Origin of the sequence: Maribacter sp. BPC-D8 (assembly GCF_035207705.1) — a bacterium.
In the GTDB taxonomy this organism is placed as follows: Bacteria; Bacteroidota; Bacteroidia; order Flavobacteriales; family Flavobacteriaceae; genus Maribacter.
In genome coordinates this window covers 538,239-558,715 of sequence record NZ_CP128187.1, presented here as the reverse complement: position 1 = coordinate 558,715, position 20,477 = coordinate 538,239, and the positions used below count along the sequence as shown (strand labels likewise).

General features: G+C 35.6%; 18 protein-coding genes. All 18 read right to left on the bottom strand.

All coding sequences use genetic code 11. The features are described 5' to 3' along the window. Position 1 precedes the first annotated feature (1 nt). A complete protein-coding gene (locus QSV08_RS02310) occupies positions 2–1,717 on the bottom strand; it encodes a hypothetical protein (protein ID WP_324026214.1) in 1,716 nt (571 codons plus the stop codon). A gap of 28 nt (positions 1,718–1,745) precedes the next feature. Continuing rightward, a complete protein-coding gene (locus QSV08_RS02305) occupies positions 1,746–3,941 on the bottom strand; it encodes a tryptophan-rich sensory protein (RefSeq protein ID WP_324026212.1) in 2,196 nt (731 codons plus the stop codon). 23 nt (positions 3,942–3,964) lie between these two features. Next, a complete protein-coding gene (locus QSV08_RS02300) occupies positions 3,965–5,275 on the bottom strand; it encodes a BatA domain-containing protein (RefSeq protein ID WP_324026211.1) in 1,311 nt (436 codons plus the stop codon). Position 5,276: 1 nt separating this feature from the next. Continuing rightward, a complete protein-coding gene (locus tag QSV08_RS02295; RefSeq protein ID WP_324026210.1) occupies positions 5,277–6,176 on the bottom strand; it encodes a DUF58 domain-containing protein in 900 nt (299 codons plus the stop codon). Positions 6,177–6,198: 22 nt separating this feature from the next. Then, positions 6,199–7,203, bottom strand: coding sequence for an AAA family ATPase (locus QSV08_RS02290; protein ID WP_324026208.1), 1,005 nt, complete (start codon positions 7,201–7,203; stop codon positions 6,199–6,201). A gap of 12 nt (positions 7,204–7,215) precedes the next feature. After that, positions 7,216–7,836: a DUF4159 domain-containing protein gene (locus QSV08_RS02285; RefSeq protein ID WP_299800214.1), complete on the bottom strand. Its 621-nt coding sequence runs from the start codon at positions 7,834–7,836 to the stop codon at positions 7,216–7,218. A 94-nt stretch (positions 7,837–7,930) separates the two neighbouring features. After that, positions 7,931–9,247 (bottom strand): TldD/PmbA family protein, encoded by a 1,317-nt coding sequence (locus tag QSV08_RS02280; protein ID WP_324026204.1) that lies wholly within the window; start codon positions 9,245–9,247, stop codon positions 7,931–7,933. Between the two features lie 28 nt (positions 9,248–9,275). Further along, positions 9,276–10,916, bottom strand: a complete 1,641-nt coding sequence (locus tag QSV08_RS02275; RefSeq protein WP_324026202.1) for a TldD/PmbA family protein — start codon at positions 10,914–10,916, stop codon at positions 9,276–9,278. A 441-nt stretch (positions 10,917–11,357) separates the two neighbouring features. Continuing rightward, the gene (locus tag QSV08_RS02270) at positions 11,358–11,888 is read right to left on the bottom strand and encodes a YcxB family protein (protein WP_324026201.1); all 531 of its coding nucleotides are present in this window, start codon (positions 11,886–11,888) and stop codon (positions 11,358–11,360) included. Positions 11,889–11,909: 21 nt separating this feature from the next. Next, the gene (locus QSV08_RS02265; protein WP_324026199.1) at positions 11,910–12,281 is read right to left on the bottom strand and encodes a helix-turn-helix domain-containing protein; all 372 of its coding nucleotides are present in this window, start codon (positions 12,279–12,281) and stop codon (positions 11,910–11,912) included. A 91-nt stretch (positions 12,282–12,372) separates the two neighbouring features. Continuing rightward, positions 12,373–12,867 (bottom strand): hypothetical protein, encoded by a 495-nt coding sequence (locus QSV08_RS02260; protein WP_324026198.1) that lies wholly within the window; start codon positions 12,865–12,867, stop codon positions 12,373–12,375. 101 nt (positions 12,868–12,968) lie between these two features. After that, complete coding sequence (locus tag QSV08_RS02255) at positions 12,969–13,358, bottom strand: hypothetical protein (RefSeq protein WP_324026197.1); 390 nt, start codon at positions 13,356–13,358, stop codon at positions 12,969–12,971. A 108-nt stretch (positions 13,359–13,466) separates the two neighbouring features. After that, entirely contained in the window at positions 13,467–13,985 is a 519-nt protein-coding gene (locus tag QSV08_RS02250) for a hypothetical protein (protein WP_324026196.1), read from the bottom strand. A gap of 41 nt (positions 13,986–14,026) precedes the next feature. After that, positions 14,027–14,776, bottom strand: coding sequence for a LytR/AlgR family response regulator transcription factor (locus tag QSV08_RS02245; protein ID WP_324026195.1), 750 nt, complete (start codon positions 14,774–14,776; stop codon positions 14,027–14,029). Between the two features lie 6 nt (positions 14,777–14,782). Continuing rightward, complete coding sequence (locus QSV08_RS02240; protein ID WP_324026193.1) at positions 14,783–17,764, bottom strand: two-component regulator propeller domain-containing protein; 2,982 nt, start codon at positions 17,762–17,764, stop codon at positions 14,783–14,785. 92 nt (positions 17,765–17,856) lie between these two features. Next, positions 17,857–18,888 carry a hypothetical protein gene (locus QSV08_RS02235; RefSeq protein WP_324026191.1) on the bottom strand — a complete coding sequence of 344 codons (1,032 nt, stop codon included), beginning with the start codon at positions 18,886–18,888 and terminating at the stop codon, positions 17,857–17,859. A gap of 9 nt (positions 18,889–18,897) precedes the next feature. Further along, a complete protein-coding gene (locus QSV08_RS02230) occupies positions 18,898–19,791 on the bottom strand; it encodes an SH3 domain-containing protein (protein WP_324026190.1) in 894 nt (297 codons plus the stop codon). A 21-nt stretch (positions 19,792–19,812) separates the two neighbouring features. Further along, complete coding sequence (locus QSV08_RS02225) at positions 19,813–20,376, bottom strand: hypothetical protein (protein ID WP_324026188.1); 564 nt, start codon at positions 20,374–20,376, stop codon at positions 19,813–19,815. Positions 20,377–20,477: the final 101 nt, after the last annotated feature.

Sequence of the window (20,477 nt, the reverse complement as noted above, 5' to 3'; positions counted from 1 at the left end):
TTTAGCCTTCGGCGGATAGTTTTGGTGAAAGCCACAACCACCCTACCCCTAACAGAAAGAGGATATAAAATGCTAATAGAGAAATAGGACGGTCCACAACAACCGTTCTATTTTTTTGAGTTTCTTTTGCGAATTGCTTTTTATTAGCTGCTAAGTTCGCGGTACTTGTTAAAGCGCTCCAATCTTTATTGTCATAAACATAGTATAAAAAGCTCGTACTATCATTTTCAACTTGCAATGTATTCCATCCTGTTTTCTTTGGATGCACAGTACCTGAATAGTGACTAGGCAGCAACGCTTTTTGAAAAAGCGACACCGAAATACTGTCTTCATTTACAACCCTAAATTCGGCTATATTTGTTCGAACCTCAAAATGAAATGGCTCGTCTATTCTTGGAATTTTGGTATTGGCCTCCCATGAAACTACCTGCCTTTTCTTCTTTGCTATCTTATCTAAAATGGTGGTCCAAATACCACGGTACACTTCACTTTTTCCATTCAACAAAAGCTGATAACTATTTAATAATGTTGCCGTTGCAATTTTTCCGTTATCCATTTGTCGATACACAGCTAGGTTTGATGCTCCCCCTAAACGAATTGGTTCTACTAATAATTGTTCATCAAACTGATATGGGTACTTTTCTGTTTCTGCAGCGAATTCGGGTAATGGTACTGTACTAATCCTGTCCCGTTTAAATTTAAAATAGGCGTCGCTGCTTCGGTTATCAAAAAGGAAATCACTAGGTTGAATAAATAGTCCTAAACCACTTTCAGCAACACTCTTTTCAAATCTCGATTTGGTCGATTTCCCCAAACTCACATACGTTTCAGCATCTACAATAATAATATCAAAATTTTGCAAAACCGCATCAGTAAATTGATAAACCGGTTGTGTCGGAGTATTAAAATATTCAAACTTATATTTCCCTTTTGTCAACTGACTTCTAACAATAACTTCATGTCCAGATTCCGCCAAGAAGTTCTTTAGATATTTTGTCTCAAATGTGGGGAAGGTATTTAAAATTAGAACTCGCAATGGTTCTTTTTTTAGTATTTCTATAGGAAGCGGATTCGTTTCTAAGATAACGCCAGTACTATCTTTAATCGCTAATTGATACACATAAGTCCCAGTTACTTTTGGGCGAGTACTCAGGTTAAAATCTGCAATCTTATCCGCAACGAATTGTATAGAATCTAGCCCATTATTTCTTGAATCTTGTAGTACTAAAAATGACTTTTTTATGGGATTTGAATAACTGCCAGAAATCTTTAATTCATTACCCAATACCAGCTGTTCTGTATAGTTTAATTGCGAAACTCCCGTTGGGGCAGCATTTGGAAAATAGGTTGTGGGAATACTATCAAACAAATAAAAATCATACGGCTCAACACCATCACCAAGTACAATAACACTGGTAAGGGAATCGAGCTCTTTACGAATCGATTTTTTAGGATTATAATCTAATACCTTTATACCCTTATAATGGTTTAAAAGACTGTCTTTTGCTGCTTCATCAAAATTATCGGTCAGCACTAATGCTTGACTATCATTAATCTCAACTTCTTTTGTAGGCTCTAGAATTATTATAGCCAATGCCAAGATTGTTATCAAAGCAACAATAGCATTTACAACAAAGCGACCCCTTTGTTTCGTTTGCCATTCTTTCCAAACATAAATATTAAAAACTACTAATCCGCCAAGTAAGATGGGGATCATGAGCTCTTTTTGCAAAAACGAGAAACCATCAATCATACACCTCTAGTTGTTTTAGAAATAATGAATTGATATCGTCTGTATACTCTTTTTTAGCCCCAGGTATTTGCGGAGTTTTCGGTAAGGCAGCTAATAATCCTTTTTGAACAAATTTATAATTAGCCATTGTCCGCTCCGTATTATTTTCAATTCGTTTTAAGCCTTGTAAGACATGTAAATACTTACTTGGGTTAGCTATTGCCAATTGTGCCAATTCGTTGCCTGCAGCAGTAAAAAGTGCGTTATCAGCATCATTAAAAGTGCTTTCTTGCTGTATAAACTGTTCTAGGCGAGCTATCGCGCTTTCAAGTGATACAAAAGGATTTTTCACTTCTTTGGTTTCGTTCTTTCGATAATTCTCAATATCCTTTATTTTACCGGTAAGTCTGCTATCCTCTTTAATTGGTGGTGGGTCAAAACCAATTCTATGCACATAAATACGGGCACTATTCTTAATTTCTTGAATCAGCTCTAAAGCGTCATATTGAAATGGAAGTGATTTTTCTGGTTCATTTAATCGTAAATGCAATTCGGCATCCCACATGATATTCAAAGCTTTTCGCAATTTTGTCTTCAACGATTCTTCAAACAATGTAGATTCCTCAGGGTCATCATGATTATGAAGGTAGTCGTGCAAAGGGTCTTCTGCCTCTTCTGTTTTTTCAGCGGCAACCAAATTATGCTCGTTATCACCATCATGGTCGTGCGAGTATTCTTTTAATATATTTTCTTGATCTTCAGTATGATCATGGTCCTCACCTTCTTCATGACTTTCGATCTCACTTGGCGCTTCTTCCATCTCAGATTCATCGCCCATAAACTGACCATACTTTAAACGCAGTGCTTTTTGGTCAAACCCTAGTTCATTGCTTCTCGACTTAAATTCTTTGCTTGTAATGCTGGGCTTATCTTTTATCAACTTTTCTGTATCGATAATCAACTGTCGCTGACTTCTAAAATAATCGGGCATTTGGTCAACACCCAAAGTTCCTTCTACGCCAAATTGCTCACTAACGGTATCTTTTATAACTGCAAAATACGTTTCGCTACGCGCAACATTTCTCTTGGGTTGCTTTTCATCAAAGGCTTCAATATAAAAATAGAGCTCGTCGCCCAATTCCATTTTTAAAGCATTTAAATCCAGCGTTTTCGTAGCCCTCACCGATTTCACACCTTTCGATATAGTTTCCTTGAAATTTAATTTCTCTTCCCTAAACTTCACCGATTCTCCCGACCCCTTACTTACTGTTGCTATGATATAGGCTTGGTCAATTCCGTAATCATCAGTAATTGCACTTTCTAGCTCGACAATCTTTTTGTCTGAAAAATCAAAATACGTGTATTGTTCCAACCCTAAAATCTCTATTTCTGGCGGATTATCTGGTATTGCCTCCAACGAGAATAAATCTGACGTAAATTCAATGCCTTCTTCATTCTTGAATTTGAAACTATAGAAGCCCGATTCTGATAACTGTTGTCTTATACGATACCCGTTTTCGCCTTTTTGCAGTGGAATTAGTTCTCCCATGCGGTCTAAATAAACTTCAGTAACGAGATTATCAAACTCTAGCGTCCACAGAACAGTTGCCCCAGTAATCGCCTTTATGTTTGGGTCGCTTAAAGTAATTGTTCCTTTTCGTGAGTATGATGGATATGTGACACTAATATCTTGACTGGAAATTTTTGGAATGACGGACTTCCCACTAATACTATCAGTTGCTATAAACTGAATTTGTGTTTTGTTAGTAGAATTCCCTAAAACACTTTCTACGCCTTTAAACAAATCTAATTGTTGAACAGCTACACCAAGTAATACCAACCCTAGCATAACCAGTACCGCTTGTTTCAATTTGTTTGGCGGTTGTATAGCGCCCAGCCTTTTCGTAAGCTCTTCAGATACTTTATAGCGTTGTAACTTGGCAAGATTAGATAATGAATCTTCTGGCTGTAGCAATAACCCTGTGCTAAACGATGCTTCGTCTATATGTGCATCTACATAGGTACCTGTAGTAGACAAATTAAGTTTCCAAGGCTTCCTTACCAAAAGTAAAACGACCAATGCAGCCACAAAGCTTAAAATGCCAACCCATAGATTTTTAGACACTAAATAGAAAAGAACGGCAATGCCAACAGCATACAAAACAGCTTCTGCGTATGACAGGATTTGCCAGCGCCTATGAAATTTCATCAAGTGTAGTTTGCCTGATTCCATTACTGAGTTCGTTTATAAGCTACAAAGCGTTCGACAATTAATAATATTAAAAGAAAAACCCATAAGTACGGATTCAGATTCCAGCTGGCTTGATGAGTTTTCGATGCTTTATTTTCTATGAAATTTGTTTTCAAGTCTGCTTCTGTCACTGAGCGAATATCTGCTTTAGCTTGTAGTTCAATTACTTCTTTATAGACATCTAAAATGTTTAATAGGTTCTCTGTTAATCGCCCAGTAACCGCATTTTCGGTGTTAATTCTTTCTGTTAAATAAAAGGTATTTTCATCTTCCCCCTTTTTTATCAGCGCATTAGAAATGGAATCCTTCTTAAATACAAGTGTCTTTTGAGCTGAAACCGGAGCAGGCTTAGTACTCAACCAAATCGTTAAATCTGTTTTCTTATTCTCCAATACTTCGTTATCCAAATAGCTTTCGACTTTTATTTCTCTATCCAAATAAGTCGATAATGCCGCCAATGCTGCTTCTATATATGTTTTATCTGAACGTAGACTATCTGCATACACCAGTGCTACTTCTATTGTCTTTTGCTGAATTAAAGGGATTCTTGTTGAATTTGAGATTGAGCTAGAACTTGAACTTGAAACCAGTAAACTATCGCCATTTGATGCCAATTGGTATACATCTCCTATTTCAATATTCTTCTTTGCTATTTTTGAAACTACCGGACTATTACTAGTTGTAAATAATGTTATATTTTTCTCTGTCTGATATGCTAGTAAAGGCTTCTCAATTGTTTGTACGGAGTCCAAAACTATCCAGTTGATGTGGTGGTTGGTTTCGGGTCTTGCTCCTTTTAGTCCTTTTGCGTATCCGTTGGTAAAAACAATAATACTATCGGTTTCTAAGGCATCCATTTCTGATGCTAATGACCAATAATCTACACTACTAAAATCTTCTGAATTGGCATTCTCAATATCATTTTTAGGTAACCCAGATTTTAAAAGCCTTATTTCTTGATCTGACTGCAAATCAATAAAACGAGACATGAAATTTTCATTCCTTGCTAATTCAGGTTCAATAACATAGGTCAGTTTACTGTTGTTCACCTTTGATTTCCATTGCGGTTTTGCCATGACCAAAGTAATCAGCGAAATAATTACCATACGCAAAAGCAACAACCACCATTCGTTTAATTGTATACTGCTAGATTGTCTCGATTTTGATTCTGATAACAATTGAACGCTGCCAATCTTTATAGTTTTCGCTTCTTTCTTACTCCATAAATGGATTGCTATCGGAACTAAAAGTCCCAATAAAGCCCATAAATACGAAGGTTGTGCGAATGACATATTAACCGAGTCTTTTACGTTGTTTTAAAAATAATTGCAATGCTTCTCCCAAATGTGCATCCATACGAAACACATAATGATCGATACCGTTTGAAAGCAATTCGTCTTTCACCTTTTTCAATCTACTTTCAAGAGCAGATAAGTACTCTGTTTTTGCTTTCTCGGTATCTACTTTTACTCGTGCTCCTGTTTCCAAATCTTCGAAAGTGATATTTGAACCGTAATTGAAATCCATCTCTGCAGATCCCATAATTTGAAGTACGACCACTTCATTTCTCGCGGATTTTAATCCTTTAACAAACTTTGAAATCTCCGCTCCTGTTTCATACATATCTGTCAAGAAAAAAATCAATTCTTTTCCCCCTCTATTCGGTATGCGTTTATTTGAAATATGGGTTTCTGGCCATTTACCTTTATTTGAAAGGTTGATGAGTTCTAGCAATAACCGATTGTAATGCTTTTTATCTGCCTTAGGGTAAATACTAACCACATCACTATCGTTGAGGGCAAATAGTCCAACAGAATCACCCTGCTTTTGCGCCATATATGCTAGTGTTGCAACGAGCACACGGGTAAAATCCATTTTAGATATGGTATCTTCTTTATGTAACATCGATGCGCTGGCATCTACAATAAATTTGATGGTTACCTGACTTTCAATTTCAGATTGCTTGATATAATACCTGCCAGAACGTGCCAACATTTTCCAATCTAACAACCGTAAATCATCACCTGGTTGATACCCTCTGTACTGACTAAACTCCATACCAGGCCCCACACTTGCACTTCTATTTAAACCAGACGTAAAGCCTTCAACTACTATTCTAGATATCAGTGATAATCCGGAAACGGTATTGATGACTTCTGGTTTTAATAAATCGTGATAGTCTTGTTTTGCCATGTACTCAATAATGGAGTGTTATTTACTTGCCTTTTATTTCTATCGCATTCAATAAATGAGTTGCTACTTTATCTGAAGTGATGCCTTCCGCTTCAGCTCTAAAATTCACCAAAACCCTATGGCGAAGTACAGGTAATGCTACACTTTTGATATCATTTAATGTAACTGCTAATCTACCTTCTAACAAGGCATTAGCCTTTGCTGTTAAGATCATTGCTTGACCTGCACGCGGACCTGCACCCCAATCTACCCAGTCTTTTACGTAAGCATCTGTTGTGGTTTCTGGTCGTGTCGCACGAATAATATCGCTCACAAAAGTGATCAGTGCATCGCTAATAGAAACTTCGCGAACTAACTGTTGCAACCGTACAATATCATCCCCAGAAATCACCTTATTCAGCTTCTTTTTTATACCTCCCGTAGTTGCCTTCAATATGGCTTCTTCATCTTTCTGTGTAGGATATCCTATTTTAATATATAATAGAAAACGATCTTGCTGTGCTTCTGGTAGCACGAAAGTACCTGATTGCTCAATTGGGTTTTGTGTTGCTAGAATAAAGAATGGCTTATCTAACGGATACGTTTTATCTCCGTAGGTAACCTCAAACTCTTGCATCGCTTCCAATAAGGCTGCCTGTGTTTTTGGTGGTGTACGGTTTATTTCATCCGCTAGAATAATATTAGAGAAAATAGGTCCTTTATTGAACTTAAAGAACTTTTTACCCGTGGTATGGTCTTCCTCTAAAATTTCGGTCCCGATAATATCTGAAGGCATTAGATCGGGCGTAAACTGTATTCTCTTGAACTTTAAATCGATTGCATTTGCCAAAGTTCTGATCATTAGCGTTTTCGCCAAACCCGGTACACCTTCTAACAAAGCATGACCACCGGCTAAAAACGTAATCAGTAATTGCGATACGGTTTCTTCTTGCCCAATAATAACCTTTCCGATCTCTTGCTTTAAAGCACTCAATTTACCGGAAAGCATTTCTACCTCATCTGCAATACGTTGTAATTCTTTATCCATTCAAAAATGTATTTATGAAGTAAGGGCGTACAACACTATATTGACCCCAAACCGTGTATTGTCTATTTTGTACCAACGTTTATTTCTAAAATCATAATCCCACTCACAACCATAGTCTTTATTACTGTACAACACTCCTATTCTACCATTAATTACGATAGCTTTCAGGTACTCGTGTACCAAGTCATCACCCCAACCATTCAGTTCTTGTGATGTAGTTGGCGGTCCATTTTCGAAATCAAAGAAAATAGAATACAATTCGTGGTCGTTGGGTATTTTTTTTAATTCGGACGGACCAAATATTTCTTCCATCTGCCGCTCAAAAGATTTGGCAAACAATCCGTCAATATCGTGATTGCAATCATCTGCGAAAACGAATCCTCCGTTACGCACATATTTTTCAAAGTTCTCTTTTTCCTTTTTGGTAAACTCCACCAATTTATGTCCCGATATATAGCAAAACGGACTCTTAAAAATATCATCGCTTGCCAGCGAAATAATCTTTTCTTGAGTATCTACTTTCAACGTGGTATACTCCACCAATGAATTCAACAAATTTGAGGGCATACGTTGGTCAACGTCCCAATCGCCAGACTCGTACTGTAATCTCGTAAAGAAAAATTCATTGCTCAAGGGCAAGTAGTTTGTGTTTTTATTCCCTAGGAAAAAAGAAAACTGGTTGTTGTGATATGTCACAAACAACCAGTTTACCTAATCAAAATATCAATTATACTGCATCTGAAAGACTCGTAAACGTAAAGTCACGAACTTTCATATATGGTATTAAATTACCATTGATACGCACTTGCTTACCAAGGGTCTCTAAGTTGTTCAACATGATTATCGGACTCTCATTAAACCTGAAGTTTTTTACAGGGTATTTAATTTGTCCGTTTTCGATATAAAACGTTCCATCTCTTGTAAGTCCCGTATACAATAAGGTTTGTGGATCTACGCTACGTATGTACCAAAGTCTGGTTACTAGAATTCCTTTTTTAGTACTCTTAATCAACTCTTCTAAACTTGCATCGCCACCAGCCATTATTACATTTGATGGAAAAGGAACCGGATCAACACCTTTTTCCTTTGCCCAAAAACGATCATATGCCAAGTTTTTAACCGCTCCGTTTTCTATCCAAGAGGTTTTCTTTAAAGGCTGCCCTTCTCCGTTCCAAGTAGAAGTCGGCACTTCTGGATTCAGTGGATCTGACCAGATATTTACGCGTTCATCAACTATTTTTTCTCCAAGCTTATTTGCTCCATCAGCGGCAGACATAAAACTTCTACCCTCATCTGCAGAACGTGCATCTAAAGAACGGAACATATTACGCAACAAATCTGATGCTGCAGCTGGTTCTAAAATAACCGTGTATTTACCTGGCTCAATTGCTTTTGCCTCTTTTGACAAAACAGCCTTATCTATTGCTGTGTTTGCAGCTTCATCGGCATCAAACTTGGTAACGTCATTGAAATCTCTAGAAACCCAACCTGAACCGGTACCGTCATTGGTACGCATGGTTACGGTAAAATCTACATCTGTAGATTCATTGTAGGCAAATAATCCTTTTGAATTGATCATTGCACTGAATCCGGAAGAGTCATTTAAAAATCCTGCTGCGGTAACATCTTTTGCATCCGCAGGCACAATACTTTTGTTTGCTACTTCTGCTCTATATTCAGGAGTAATTTTTGCTGTAGCTTCACTATAACTGATAGCTTCGTCATACATCTGCGGACCTAAAGGCTCCATAAACTCCGGATTCTCTGGTGAAAGATTCGCCAGCTCTTCTGCCCTTCTTACTACCTTTTCTAATGATGCGTCATCGAACTCATCAATAGTTGCCGTACCCGATTTTTTACCAAAACTAGACTGTACCGCCAAACTTTGATTTGAACTAAAACCTGATGTAGACACTGTATTTCTTGCATACCTGATATTGCCGCTATTATAGCCGCTTAAGTTTATTTCACAGGCATCGGCTTTGGAAAAGCTCAATGCTTTCTCCAATATTTTTCTTGCTTCTTCTTTTGTATAAATTGCCATTGTTGTTCTTTTTTAGAGTGAACCTATATTAAATAGATCTACCTGTGTTTATTACGTTTACATCATTGAACCTAGCAGTAGAACTACCGTGAGATACCGCACTAGATTGAGAAGGTTGCCCTTTACCATCAAAGAAAGTACCGAACATACGGTAATCATCTTTATCGCAAATCTTAACACAAGAATTCCAGAATTCCTGAGTGTTAGATTGGTACGCTACATCTTCTAACATGCCAACGATTTCTCCGTTCTTGATTTCATAAAACACCGTACCACCAAATTGGAAATTATAACGTTGCTGATCAATTGAATACGATCCACGACCTGCTATGTAAATTCCTTTTTCTACATCTTTAATCATTTCAGAAATAGAATACTTGTCTTTACCAGGCTCTAAAGAAACGTTCGGCATACGTTGAAACTGAACATCGTCCCAGCTTTGTGCATAACAACAACCATGAGATTCATTCTGATCGATCATATGAACTTGGTCACGTATCGCTTGGAAATTGGTTAATACACCATTACGTACCAAATCCCATTTCTTCGTTTTCACTCCCTCATCATCATAACCAACGGCACCTAATGAACCTACTTGCGTTTTATCTGCAACTAAGTTTACAACATCGCTACCGTATTGGAAGTTTCCTGATTTTAATTTATCTAAAGTTGCAAAACTTGTACCTGCATAATTGGCTTCATAACCCAATACACGATCTAACTCTAATGGGTGACCCACAGATTCATGAATGGTCAACCCTAAGTGATTCGGTTCTAACACCAAATCATACTTACCAGCATCAACAGATTTTGCGGTTAATTTTTCTTTTGCTTGCTTCGCGCCAATGGTAGCATCTTCTACCATATCATAGCTATTTCTATATAATCGTAAGCCTGCTGGTCCTTCAAGCTTTTCAGATTCTAATCCGTCCATATACTCGTAACCCATACCTACAGGAGCACTCATATTCTCTCTTGTTTTAAACGTACCTGCATTTTTATCAATTGCAGTTACTCTAAACGTTGGCCATAAACGGTGAATGTCTTGATCTATATACGAACCGTCGGTAGAAGCAAAATACTTCTGCTCATTGATCATAAACAAAGCAGAGTTTACATAGTCTGCACCATTATCTAATGCTGCAGCATTGGCGCTTAATAATAATTCTACCTTTTCTGAAACAGGAACTTCTTTAAAATCTTTCTTGATCGGAGTTTTCCAAGAAACCTCTCCGTATGCATTTACAGGAGCTAATTTTACTGGATCTTTCTGTATTTTAGAATTTGCTTTTGCAATAGCAACTGCTTGTTCTGTTGCTTTCTTAATACCATCGGGAGTTACACTGTTTGTTGATGCAAAACCCCAAGTACCATTTGCGATAACACGAATACCAATACCAAAAGATTCAGTATTTACTACGTTTTGTACTTTGTCTTCTCTAGTGAACACATATTGGTTTAAGTACCTACCGATTCTAGCATCAGCGTATGTAGCGCCTAGTGACTTTGCCGTATTTAGGGCAACATCTGCCATGTTCTTTTTGATCAAGGCGTCCATACCTGGTTCTAGTAAAGCTTCCGTCGGGATGTCTTTTCCTAGCAATAATGACGGCATCATTAATGCTCCGGCACCCAACCCGGCGTACTGTACAAAATCTCTTCTTTTCATGTGTTCGTTTTAAATTGGTTCTTTATAATCGAATATGCAACCCCAAAGAATAACATATATAGTGAGTTAGATACTAGCTGATTTTCTTTGTATGAAAGGAAAACCAAATTCGCTAGAAGTTTGGTGGATAATTTTCCACCTAAAATTCTAGCCCTCTAAAAGTAGACAGGGTTTTTTAACAATTATGTTAACCTTAACATAAAATATAACGAAAAGTGATGTTTTTGGGAATAATGGAAAAATAGGGGTATGATTTTTTGTTCTTCGGAAGGATGGTGAAGGGGAATTGAGGTGAACTTTAATTTTAAGGTAAAAACATACATTAGGGATTATGTGCAATTATAAATTTATTGCATTCATTAAAACAACAAATTCATAATTAACCTTAGAATAATTGTAATCAAGAAAGTTAATTTAGAATTTTTACTTCACAAATAACTATTACCATTTTCTAGATAAATGTTTAACTATAGGTATATTCAATTCTTTGAATTTGTTTTTAAATCGTTCTGAATTTTCAATTCCATTTTTTGATACTATTACAGAAGAACCATCTAATAATTTAATGAAAAAGTTATTCTGAGTTTCGTTGATTTTTTCGATATCAGAAATTTTGAATTTACCAATACCATTTTTATCTTCTGTAATCATGTTTTCAGCAGAAAATTCTATTGTTTCTTTTTCCCCAATTCTTTTCGAATAGTTGAAATCCACCACTTCTGAGAATTGTTTCTTCAACTTCGAATTAAATACCTTCCCAAAAAAAGTAAAAACCAGAACTGCAAAGACTCCAAAAACTATTGATAGGACAATATTTTCTTTGTTAAAAGCATTTATCGCAGCATAGACAAATATCGAAATAATGAAAAATTTTAAAATGTTTTTTATATACCTTGATTTTTTATTCTCCCAAGCTGAGAATAAAAGATATTCCATAAAATCTTTGCGTTCTAAAATGTATTCTAATTTCATATCATAAAATTATAATCTTTGTTATTTCTTCGAAAGCTCATAATTATTAACCAATACCGATGCAGAAATATGAAGTATGCGTTCTAATTCTCTAATCATATCAACCGTTAATTTTTTCTTTCGGTTTAGAATTTCAGATACTCTACTTTTTCCTCTAATAATACCAACTAAGTCTTTCTGACGCAGATTTAACTCTTCCATTCGAATTTTAATTGCTTCAATTGGATCAGGAGCTTCAATTTGATAGTGTTCATTTTCGTAATTCTCAATAAGCAAAGAAAGTATCTCCCCTTCATCTCCTTCTTTTGTGTCAATAGGGGCATCAAAAATTACTTCTAATCGCTTTAGCGCATTTCGGTAATCAATATCAGATTTTATAGGTTTCAATTTCATGCTATTTATTTAGATTGTATCTGCATTAATTCTGTCATATTCAGCGTGGGTGCCAATAAACTAAATATATACAGACCTTTAAGTTAACACGTTAATCCGAATTACGTTTATTCTTAATCACCCACCCTGATTTATTTCTATTCTTAATCAATAGTATTAAACTTGGAATAATTGAAGCAAATAAAGCAGATAAAATTAAAAGTGAATAATTTATATCATTTCTTTTTAATTCTTTAATACCATCATCACAAGCTGTACATTGAATTAGTTTTAAATTAGCATCAATCGCTGATAAAGCAAGAAGAGTAATTATAAAAATGAAAACTGCGATAAAGCTATTTTTTAAAAACAGAACGATCGTACTTGTTGAGTTAGCTAAATATAGGATCAGAAATGTTACTGCTGTAGCAATGTAATAAGAAACATTATTAAAAAAGAAAAAGTCTTTTCCAATAAATTCAATTTTATTAAAAGTTGAAAGTAAGTAAATATCTCGTACTTTAAAACGTAAAAAAGAATCAGAATATAAGGCTATTATAAAACCAGTCATTAATACTGAAATTGCAAGTAAAATCTTTTTTATCAAATTATTTATATTATGTTTTCCAGTAAATAAAAAATAAAGAGGTGCACAAGACCTATTTGGTGACCCATCTCTCTCCCTAGCGATGCAACTGATTCAAAATATTATTCAATGTTACCACTACCCTTCTTTTCTCGCTTTTCTTTGAAAAAAAGATTTAAACCATATAGCATTAGTGCCAATCCGATCACCGAGTGAAGAGTATCTAAAATAAAATTTTCATTAATATAGTCTATAAATCTGTCCATCCTTAAGATTAATATTCCAATTACAATATATACTTTAGATGATAATGCTCTCCAATCAAATTTCCAATCGTTATTAAGTGAGAAAAGTTTGTTCTCTGCTTTATAGTATAAATAAATACCATAAAACAAAGCTAAACCACCAATTAAAAATGCAATCCATGATGGTATTAATTTGCCTGAATTATCTCCAAAACCTAAAAGTGTTATAAATAAGCCAAAGTAAATAAGTTGGGATGAAGTCTTCATTTTTGAAGTTTGTTACCAAAAAACATAATTACTTAACGTTCAGAAATTATTGAAATTGCGCGAAACACATTGTTTTCACCTTAGTAATCTTTTTAGCTACTTTTCTTTCTATTTCTTTACCCTCAATATTTTTCCATTCACATATTGAAAAATTAATTGATTTCCATTTTCGTCATAGCAAATCTCTTGTCCGTTTTTCTTCTTACCTGAATATTGACAACTATAGATTAGTTTCTCCTTTTCAAACTTCTCAATCAAAATCTTTTTCCCGTGTTCGTCATAGCTTGTTATTTGAATCCACTTACCTGATTTTGGATAATAAAACGCCTTTTCTTTTGACCAAGGCTTATATCGATTATAGTCGGTTCTGTATATTAATTTTCTGTCAGAACCTTTAAAATATTGATAATCAAACAAAATTATGCCATCATTATACACCTCTTCAAAATAAACTTCATTCTTTTTCCTTTTCAACTGTACAACTCCGGTAAAACGAAAATTGTCTGAATACTTATAGACCAAGTCATTTTCAATGTAAACCTCTTTCATATCCAAAGTATCCTGTGAATGAACATCTTGAAAAATCAAAAAGAATAGAAAAGCATAAAATATTTTGTAAAAATTCATAGTGATTGCTGAAATCAAAATAACATAAACTAAAGACTATCCTATCTATGCATCTTATCTAAAATCTCAATAATCTCGGTTTTCTTACGTACAGAGACCGGTACATTCTCTCCATTTTTCAACATTAGATAACCACCATCGGTTTTGATATAGGCACTGATGCATTGTAGATTGACCAAATGACTTTGGTGTACACGTACAAAATCGTGACTACTTAAAAGTTCTGCGAAGTACTTTAAGGTCTTTGTTACAAATATCTTGCGTTTATCTTGAAGGTGAAAAATGGTGTTATTACTGTCAGATTCACATCGAATAATATCATCTAAACTCACGATGATAATTTGATCTAGCGTATGTAGCGATATTTTATCTGGCTTTTTTTCTGGTGCTGCTATGGTTTCCTTTAAAATCTGTAAACGCTCTTTATTGGGCTGTAATTGCTCTTTTGCGCGAGCTATCGCCAAACTTAAATCGTCATTAGAATAGGGTTTTAACACATAATCGATAGCTGCGAATTTGAACGCACGAATTGCAAACTCATCACTTGCGGTCACGAATATAATCTTGGATTTTAAATCGGGAAAAATCTCTAGAATATCGAACCCTGTACCATCACCTAGCATAATATCCAAAAACAAAATATCAGGCTGATTCTTGCGTAGCGCTTTCGCTGCTTCCACTACACTCTGTGCCGTGGCGATAATTTCAATATCTGGATGTTGCGTCTCTATATCCCTCTTTAAAAGGGTTAAAGCATCAATCATGTCTTCTACTATTATCGCTGTATGCATAGGTCTTTAATAATCTGTTAGTAAGGGAATTTTAAAGGTAATTTTGGTACCATCAATGTTACCGTCTTCATTTTTAATTTCACTGATATGCAAGGTATTTGCTCCTGCAATAGATTCTAATCGTTCTTTGGTAACGGTCAATGCCATTGATTGATGGTCCGTTTTTGGCTTTTCGCTTTGCGATTTAAAAATACCTAATCCGTTATCAATTATACTACACTGTAAATGTGTTTCTGTGGTTGTGAATCCTATTTCAAGTTTCCCTGCTTTATCTCCTTTTAATATTCCGTGTCTAATCGCATTTTCTACAAAAGGTTGAATCAACATTGGCGGAATCAATATCTCTTCTGCATCAGGATTCGTATCTATATTAAAAAAACATTCAAAAGGTTGCTGAGCCATCAATTGTTCTACTTCTACATAATGTCGCAATGCCTTTATTTCTTGGTCTAAACTAATATGTTCTTTTCTAGAATTCTGTAGTGTTTCTCTCAATAATATGGCAAAGCTGTTGATGGTGGCGTCCATCTTTTCTGGCTTGTTGCCAGCCATTGCTTTTACCCCATTCAATACATTGAATATAAAATGCGGATTCATCTGTAACTGCAGTGCTTTCTGCTCTAAAGTAAGCAGGTAATTTTGAGTTTTTAATTGCTCTTGAGCTGCTTTGTTTTTTGCTTTTATCTTACGGATATAAAACAAACCAATACCCAATAACACCAATATCGCCAATGCTAAAACCGACCATTGAAACCAATCTTTTTTGTATAACGGACTATCGATAAAAAAGCTGAATTTGATAGGCTCACTTTCTTGCCATCTGTAATTTCTAGACTGCGCCGAAAAGGTATGTCCACCATATGCGAGTCCGGCGAAATTCTGCTTGTTTTCTTTCACCCACGGACTCCAATCAGTGTCATCTAATTTTGTTCTGTATTCCACTTCATTTGGGTGGTCTACATCTACTGTTCTGAATGAAAAACCAAGTTGCGTTTGCTCGGGAGTTAATTGTAGTACCTTTTTACTATTCGTCCAGTCTTTTAAAACTATAGAATCTATACTCTTATAACGCTCCTCTACGCCTGTAAAATAAACTGTTGGTGCTGTTGAGGCTTTTTTACCATCGCTAGGTATATGTTTGGTTAGCCCATAAATAGCACCAAACCAAATATTGCCATTCGTATCTATATCTACAGCATTTAAGCAGGTTTCGATGCCTAAGAATCCGTCATTTCTACCAAAATGATACACGTCTACAATCTCATTTGCTTTGTTCAATTCTATTTTATCGACTCCCCTTTCTGAACCTGCCCATAAATAACCTTGTTCATCGAAAATGAGCTGATAGATATTATTTGAAGATAAATTCTTGCTTCCTTTTAATTGTTGAAAATTGACCGGATTAGCACTATTCGCATACCAAATTCCTTTACCAGAAGTACCTAAATAGATAGTATCGTCATGAAACAAAATAGTACCGATTGCGGTTTGCTGCTCCAAACCGGTTTCAATACCCGTCACCTTATTATTTTCTATATAACCCAAATGACCATTTTGTGTGGAATACCAGAGTTTACCATCAGGACCTTTAACCATGCCTTTTATTAGCATGTCGGTAATGCCATTTCGCTTTGAAAAGGTTTTTCTAACTACCAGACTATCATTGTCAGAATAGTAATTGAATTTCACAATACCATATGCATACGTCGCCGCCCATATATAATCATCTTCGGCAATTACAGTTCGCACCCAATCTGACGGAAAGCCTTTGCTTTCATCGATAATGTGATTGGTGGTTCTTTCTACGGAAACGGTATCTATCTGTATTAAAAAGGTTTCACTCGACGAGAACACCAAACTATCGACCATTTTAGTTTCTCGAAATAGGAGTCCCCTATTATCTGAACCTGCCCAGATATTCCCTTTTGAATCGCTATCGATCGTTTTAATTTTTACATCGAAAAACGAACCTTCATTTGGTAATGGATGAATACCCAAAGAATCTATTTTTGTTAAACCTGCTTCTGAAGACGAAAACCATAATCCGTCTGGGGCATTATGTACCGCATAAATACGATTTCCTTTTAAGCCGGATCTTTGGTCGTAATGTTTGAAATTGTTCTGAAAGTATTTGAAGAGTCCGCCACCAGAGGTCGCAATCCATAGATTACCATTATCATCATTTATGACTTTTCTGATATGTGGTGTCGCTAATCCGCTAGATTTATTTAGTCGTTTTAACTCAGAGAATTTATTGGTTTCAACTATTGTAATTCCATCATTATCAGTAGCTATCCAAAGTTCATCTGTATTTTGAATGGACATCGAATTTATACGCGATGGCTCTGGCATTAGAAACTGATTATCAGTATTCTCACTATCCATTATAAAAACGCCATCATCAAAAGTCGCTGCTAGTATTTTGTTATTATGTTGAATGACAGACTTAAAATTATTCACCTCAACCTTAGTCTTTTCAGCAGCTGATTCGCTCAATTCATTCAACTTCCACAATCCGTTATTTGTTGCTAGCCAATAGTTATTTCCATCAAAAAGAATGGAATTAATTTCGCTGGAATCTATTTCAGCATTTATAGAAATCTTGCTGAGCTTACTATTCTTAGAATAGGTATAGAGTCCTTTTTTAGTTCCCACATACAACACATTTTCAGTGTTGTAGAATTGAAGAATTTGTGGGGAATTAAAATTTGCAAAGTTGTTCTTTACTTTTATGGAAAGTCCTTTTCTGGTTCCCACAAAAAGGGAATCGTTTGCGGTATATAAGGCGTCAATATAATTGGAAAGTAATCCGTCACTTTCATTCCATACTTCGAAGGTTTCTCCGTCAAAATTTGCTAATCCGCCACCTTGGGTTCCTAACCATAGGTAGCCCATTTCATCTTGTAGCACATCATAAACTTGAGATTGCGGTAAACCATCTGCAATGGTATATGCTCGTAGCTGACTGTTTTGCGCAGCTACGTACATTGTTCCAAAGAAACAAAATACCAATAAGAAGTATTTACTAAGCAGATTCAAATATGTGTTCTATTTTAAGTAATTATCTAACGTTGTTATGCCTATAATATTTGATATAATAAAGGGTCTTGTATGTTTGTGTTCTGGTACTCAGTGGTATCATTAGGCTGCAAAATAGGTGCCAATACGCAGAGTACGGTTGTTTTTCCTTTTATTATTAGTTTATTTCCTTGGACAGTACTTCTCCAACGGAATTTTTCTATCGGGATATTCAATTTAAACAGCACCTCAGCCATTTCTGGAGATTCTGAAATCCAGTCCATAATTGCTTCTTTGTCTTCTAAAGTAGGTATATCGCTAGCGGAATCAAAAGTAAACTCCCAATCTACCGGAATATTAAATTTGAAACTATAGGCTTTGCCAAACGAAGATTCATGTCTTGTTTTTAGTGCCGTAAACCAATCTATTTCTACATCAGGATATTCTTGTTTAAACGCTGTAGCAAGATGCGCAGGTCCTTTAGATTCTGCTGTTGGATAATAGCCGTAATAGGGCTTTGCCAAATAATGATCTGCATATTTACCGCCGAATACATTAAAATATGATGACGCCACTACTTGCGCTGCTTTAAACGTATTTTTCAATTCTTGTAGTAAGGGTTGATTTTCTCCTAATCCGCACGAATGAAAAATGATTTTAGAACCACTGGCAGTGTTTTCACACATCGTTTCTATACTATAATCTTGTACTGCATTTTGCAATGTGCTTACGGTAATTCGCTCTCCTGTTTTTGTGGTCTTTAGTGACATACCCAACCAGGCATTACTATGACTTACAATGTGTATTTCTTTAAATCGCACTTGGTTCTCCCCTGAACTATTCAAATAATTTACAATCTCATCAATAGCATATAAACTATCTACAATTGGCATTCCTTGTTTTTCAAAATATTGCTTGGCATTGCCATAATAGGTGTTATCACCTTCATCAAAACCAGCAATAAAAACAATAGCTTCTTGTACCATTTCTTTTTTGGAAGGTGAAGCAAGTGCCGCTTCCGACTGTTGCGAAAACGGCTTCTTACTACCTAGCATTAGCACATAAACCAATACTATAATTAAACACTTATTCATAGCTATTTTTTAAAAGTCTATACTTACTACAGCATCATCTTTGATCTCACGAACTTCTTCTTTTTTAGTCAACTTAGATCCGTTCCATTCATACGAAGTGGTAATGAATTCTACGTTGTTTTGTGCCAAGGCATCATCTAGTGTTTTGATGTTTTTTGTAATGGTCGTTTTCAACAAAATGGTACTCTTAACACCTTGCATATCCGAAGGAAAAACAAAAGACTCAGTCTTTAAATAATTGGTATCCGCATAGTCTATTAAACTTGCCACTTTTTTGAACCTTCCATTGTTCCAGAACAAGTAGCTCTTACCAACTTGGTAGCCAGAATCTGCATCTACTAAATCTATGGTAATCACATCTTCTACATTAAACAGACCTAAACTACCATGGTTTTCAATATGAACCGGAATCGCAGCAAGACTATCTAATACCATTTTGTCTAATTGTTGTCCGTTTTTAAAAGCACGTAACTGAAATTTTGTTTCTGTAACTCCCGCTTCGTTTTTGGCACTACTTTCATACCCATAAACAAACTTCACTTGGTTGTCTGCAATACTACCAAAGGACTTCTGAGCGATCATACCTCCCCAAACCCATCCGGTTTCGTTGCCTGTGGTTACTCGGTACCAGTGGCTATTGATGCCATCTATTTCTTTAGAGTACATGCTTTTTTCCCACAATACCATTTTAGTTCCGATATCTAGAAGTGTTACTTTTTCACTTCTAACAGATGGCTTTTCACGTAGAAATACTTTGTGAGCCAATAAATACTCATACGTTAATTCTTCGGCAGGAATATCTTTATCCATCACTTCAAATTCTACTTGTTCTACACTTTGGGCGAACATGTTTACAAATGCAAATAAGCATAGGAATAAGGCACTTTTCTTTAAATTTTTCATAATTCTAAATTTTAAGGGTTATTAATAATTAATTGCTGTTATAGCGTCTTCAGTATCAAAATCATCATCGTTCCAGGCAATGCTTCTAAGTACTTTAATATCTTTAATTGTAGCTGTTTCTGTGTATTCTAATACTGCTCTAAGTATGGTTCCTTCTTTGCCAAATGATTGGTTAGGAAAAATGTAGTGTATGTCTGAAATAGGTTCGTAGGCATACTCGTTTTTAATACTTGGCAGCGCGATAAAGTCATTGTCATTACTTACCAAATAATAAAACTCTTCTGTGCTTGAACAGCAGGCGTTATACTCTAATGTTACTTTTAAGATTTCATTGATATCTTCTAAATCCGGATTACTTAAAACCGAGATGCGTATTTCATCTAACAAGCCGAAATCTGAAATGGACATTGTAGCCACAAGACGTTCTGGATTTTGTGATGCTACTACATCTACCAACCACGTGTCTTTATCTTCTTGAACACTACTTCTTTGGTTTGTGATATCATAGGTATCGGTTAATTCGAACTGCTGCGCATTGGTGATACAAATGCTGAATAAAAAGGCGAATAGGATTAAGTTTTTCATGATATTTATTTTAGTTGTTATCTTTCTACACTACTAAATTACAGTAGACACAGGGCTTTTTGGGTGGCGTTCTAGTATTCGTAGCATCTCATCTAGAATTC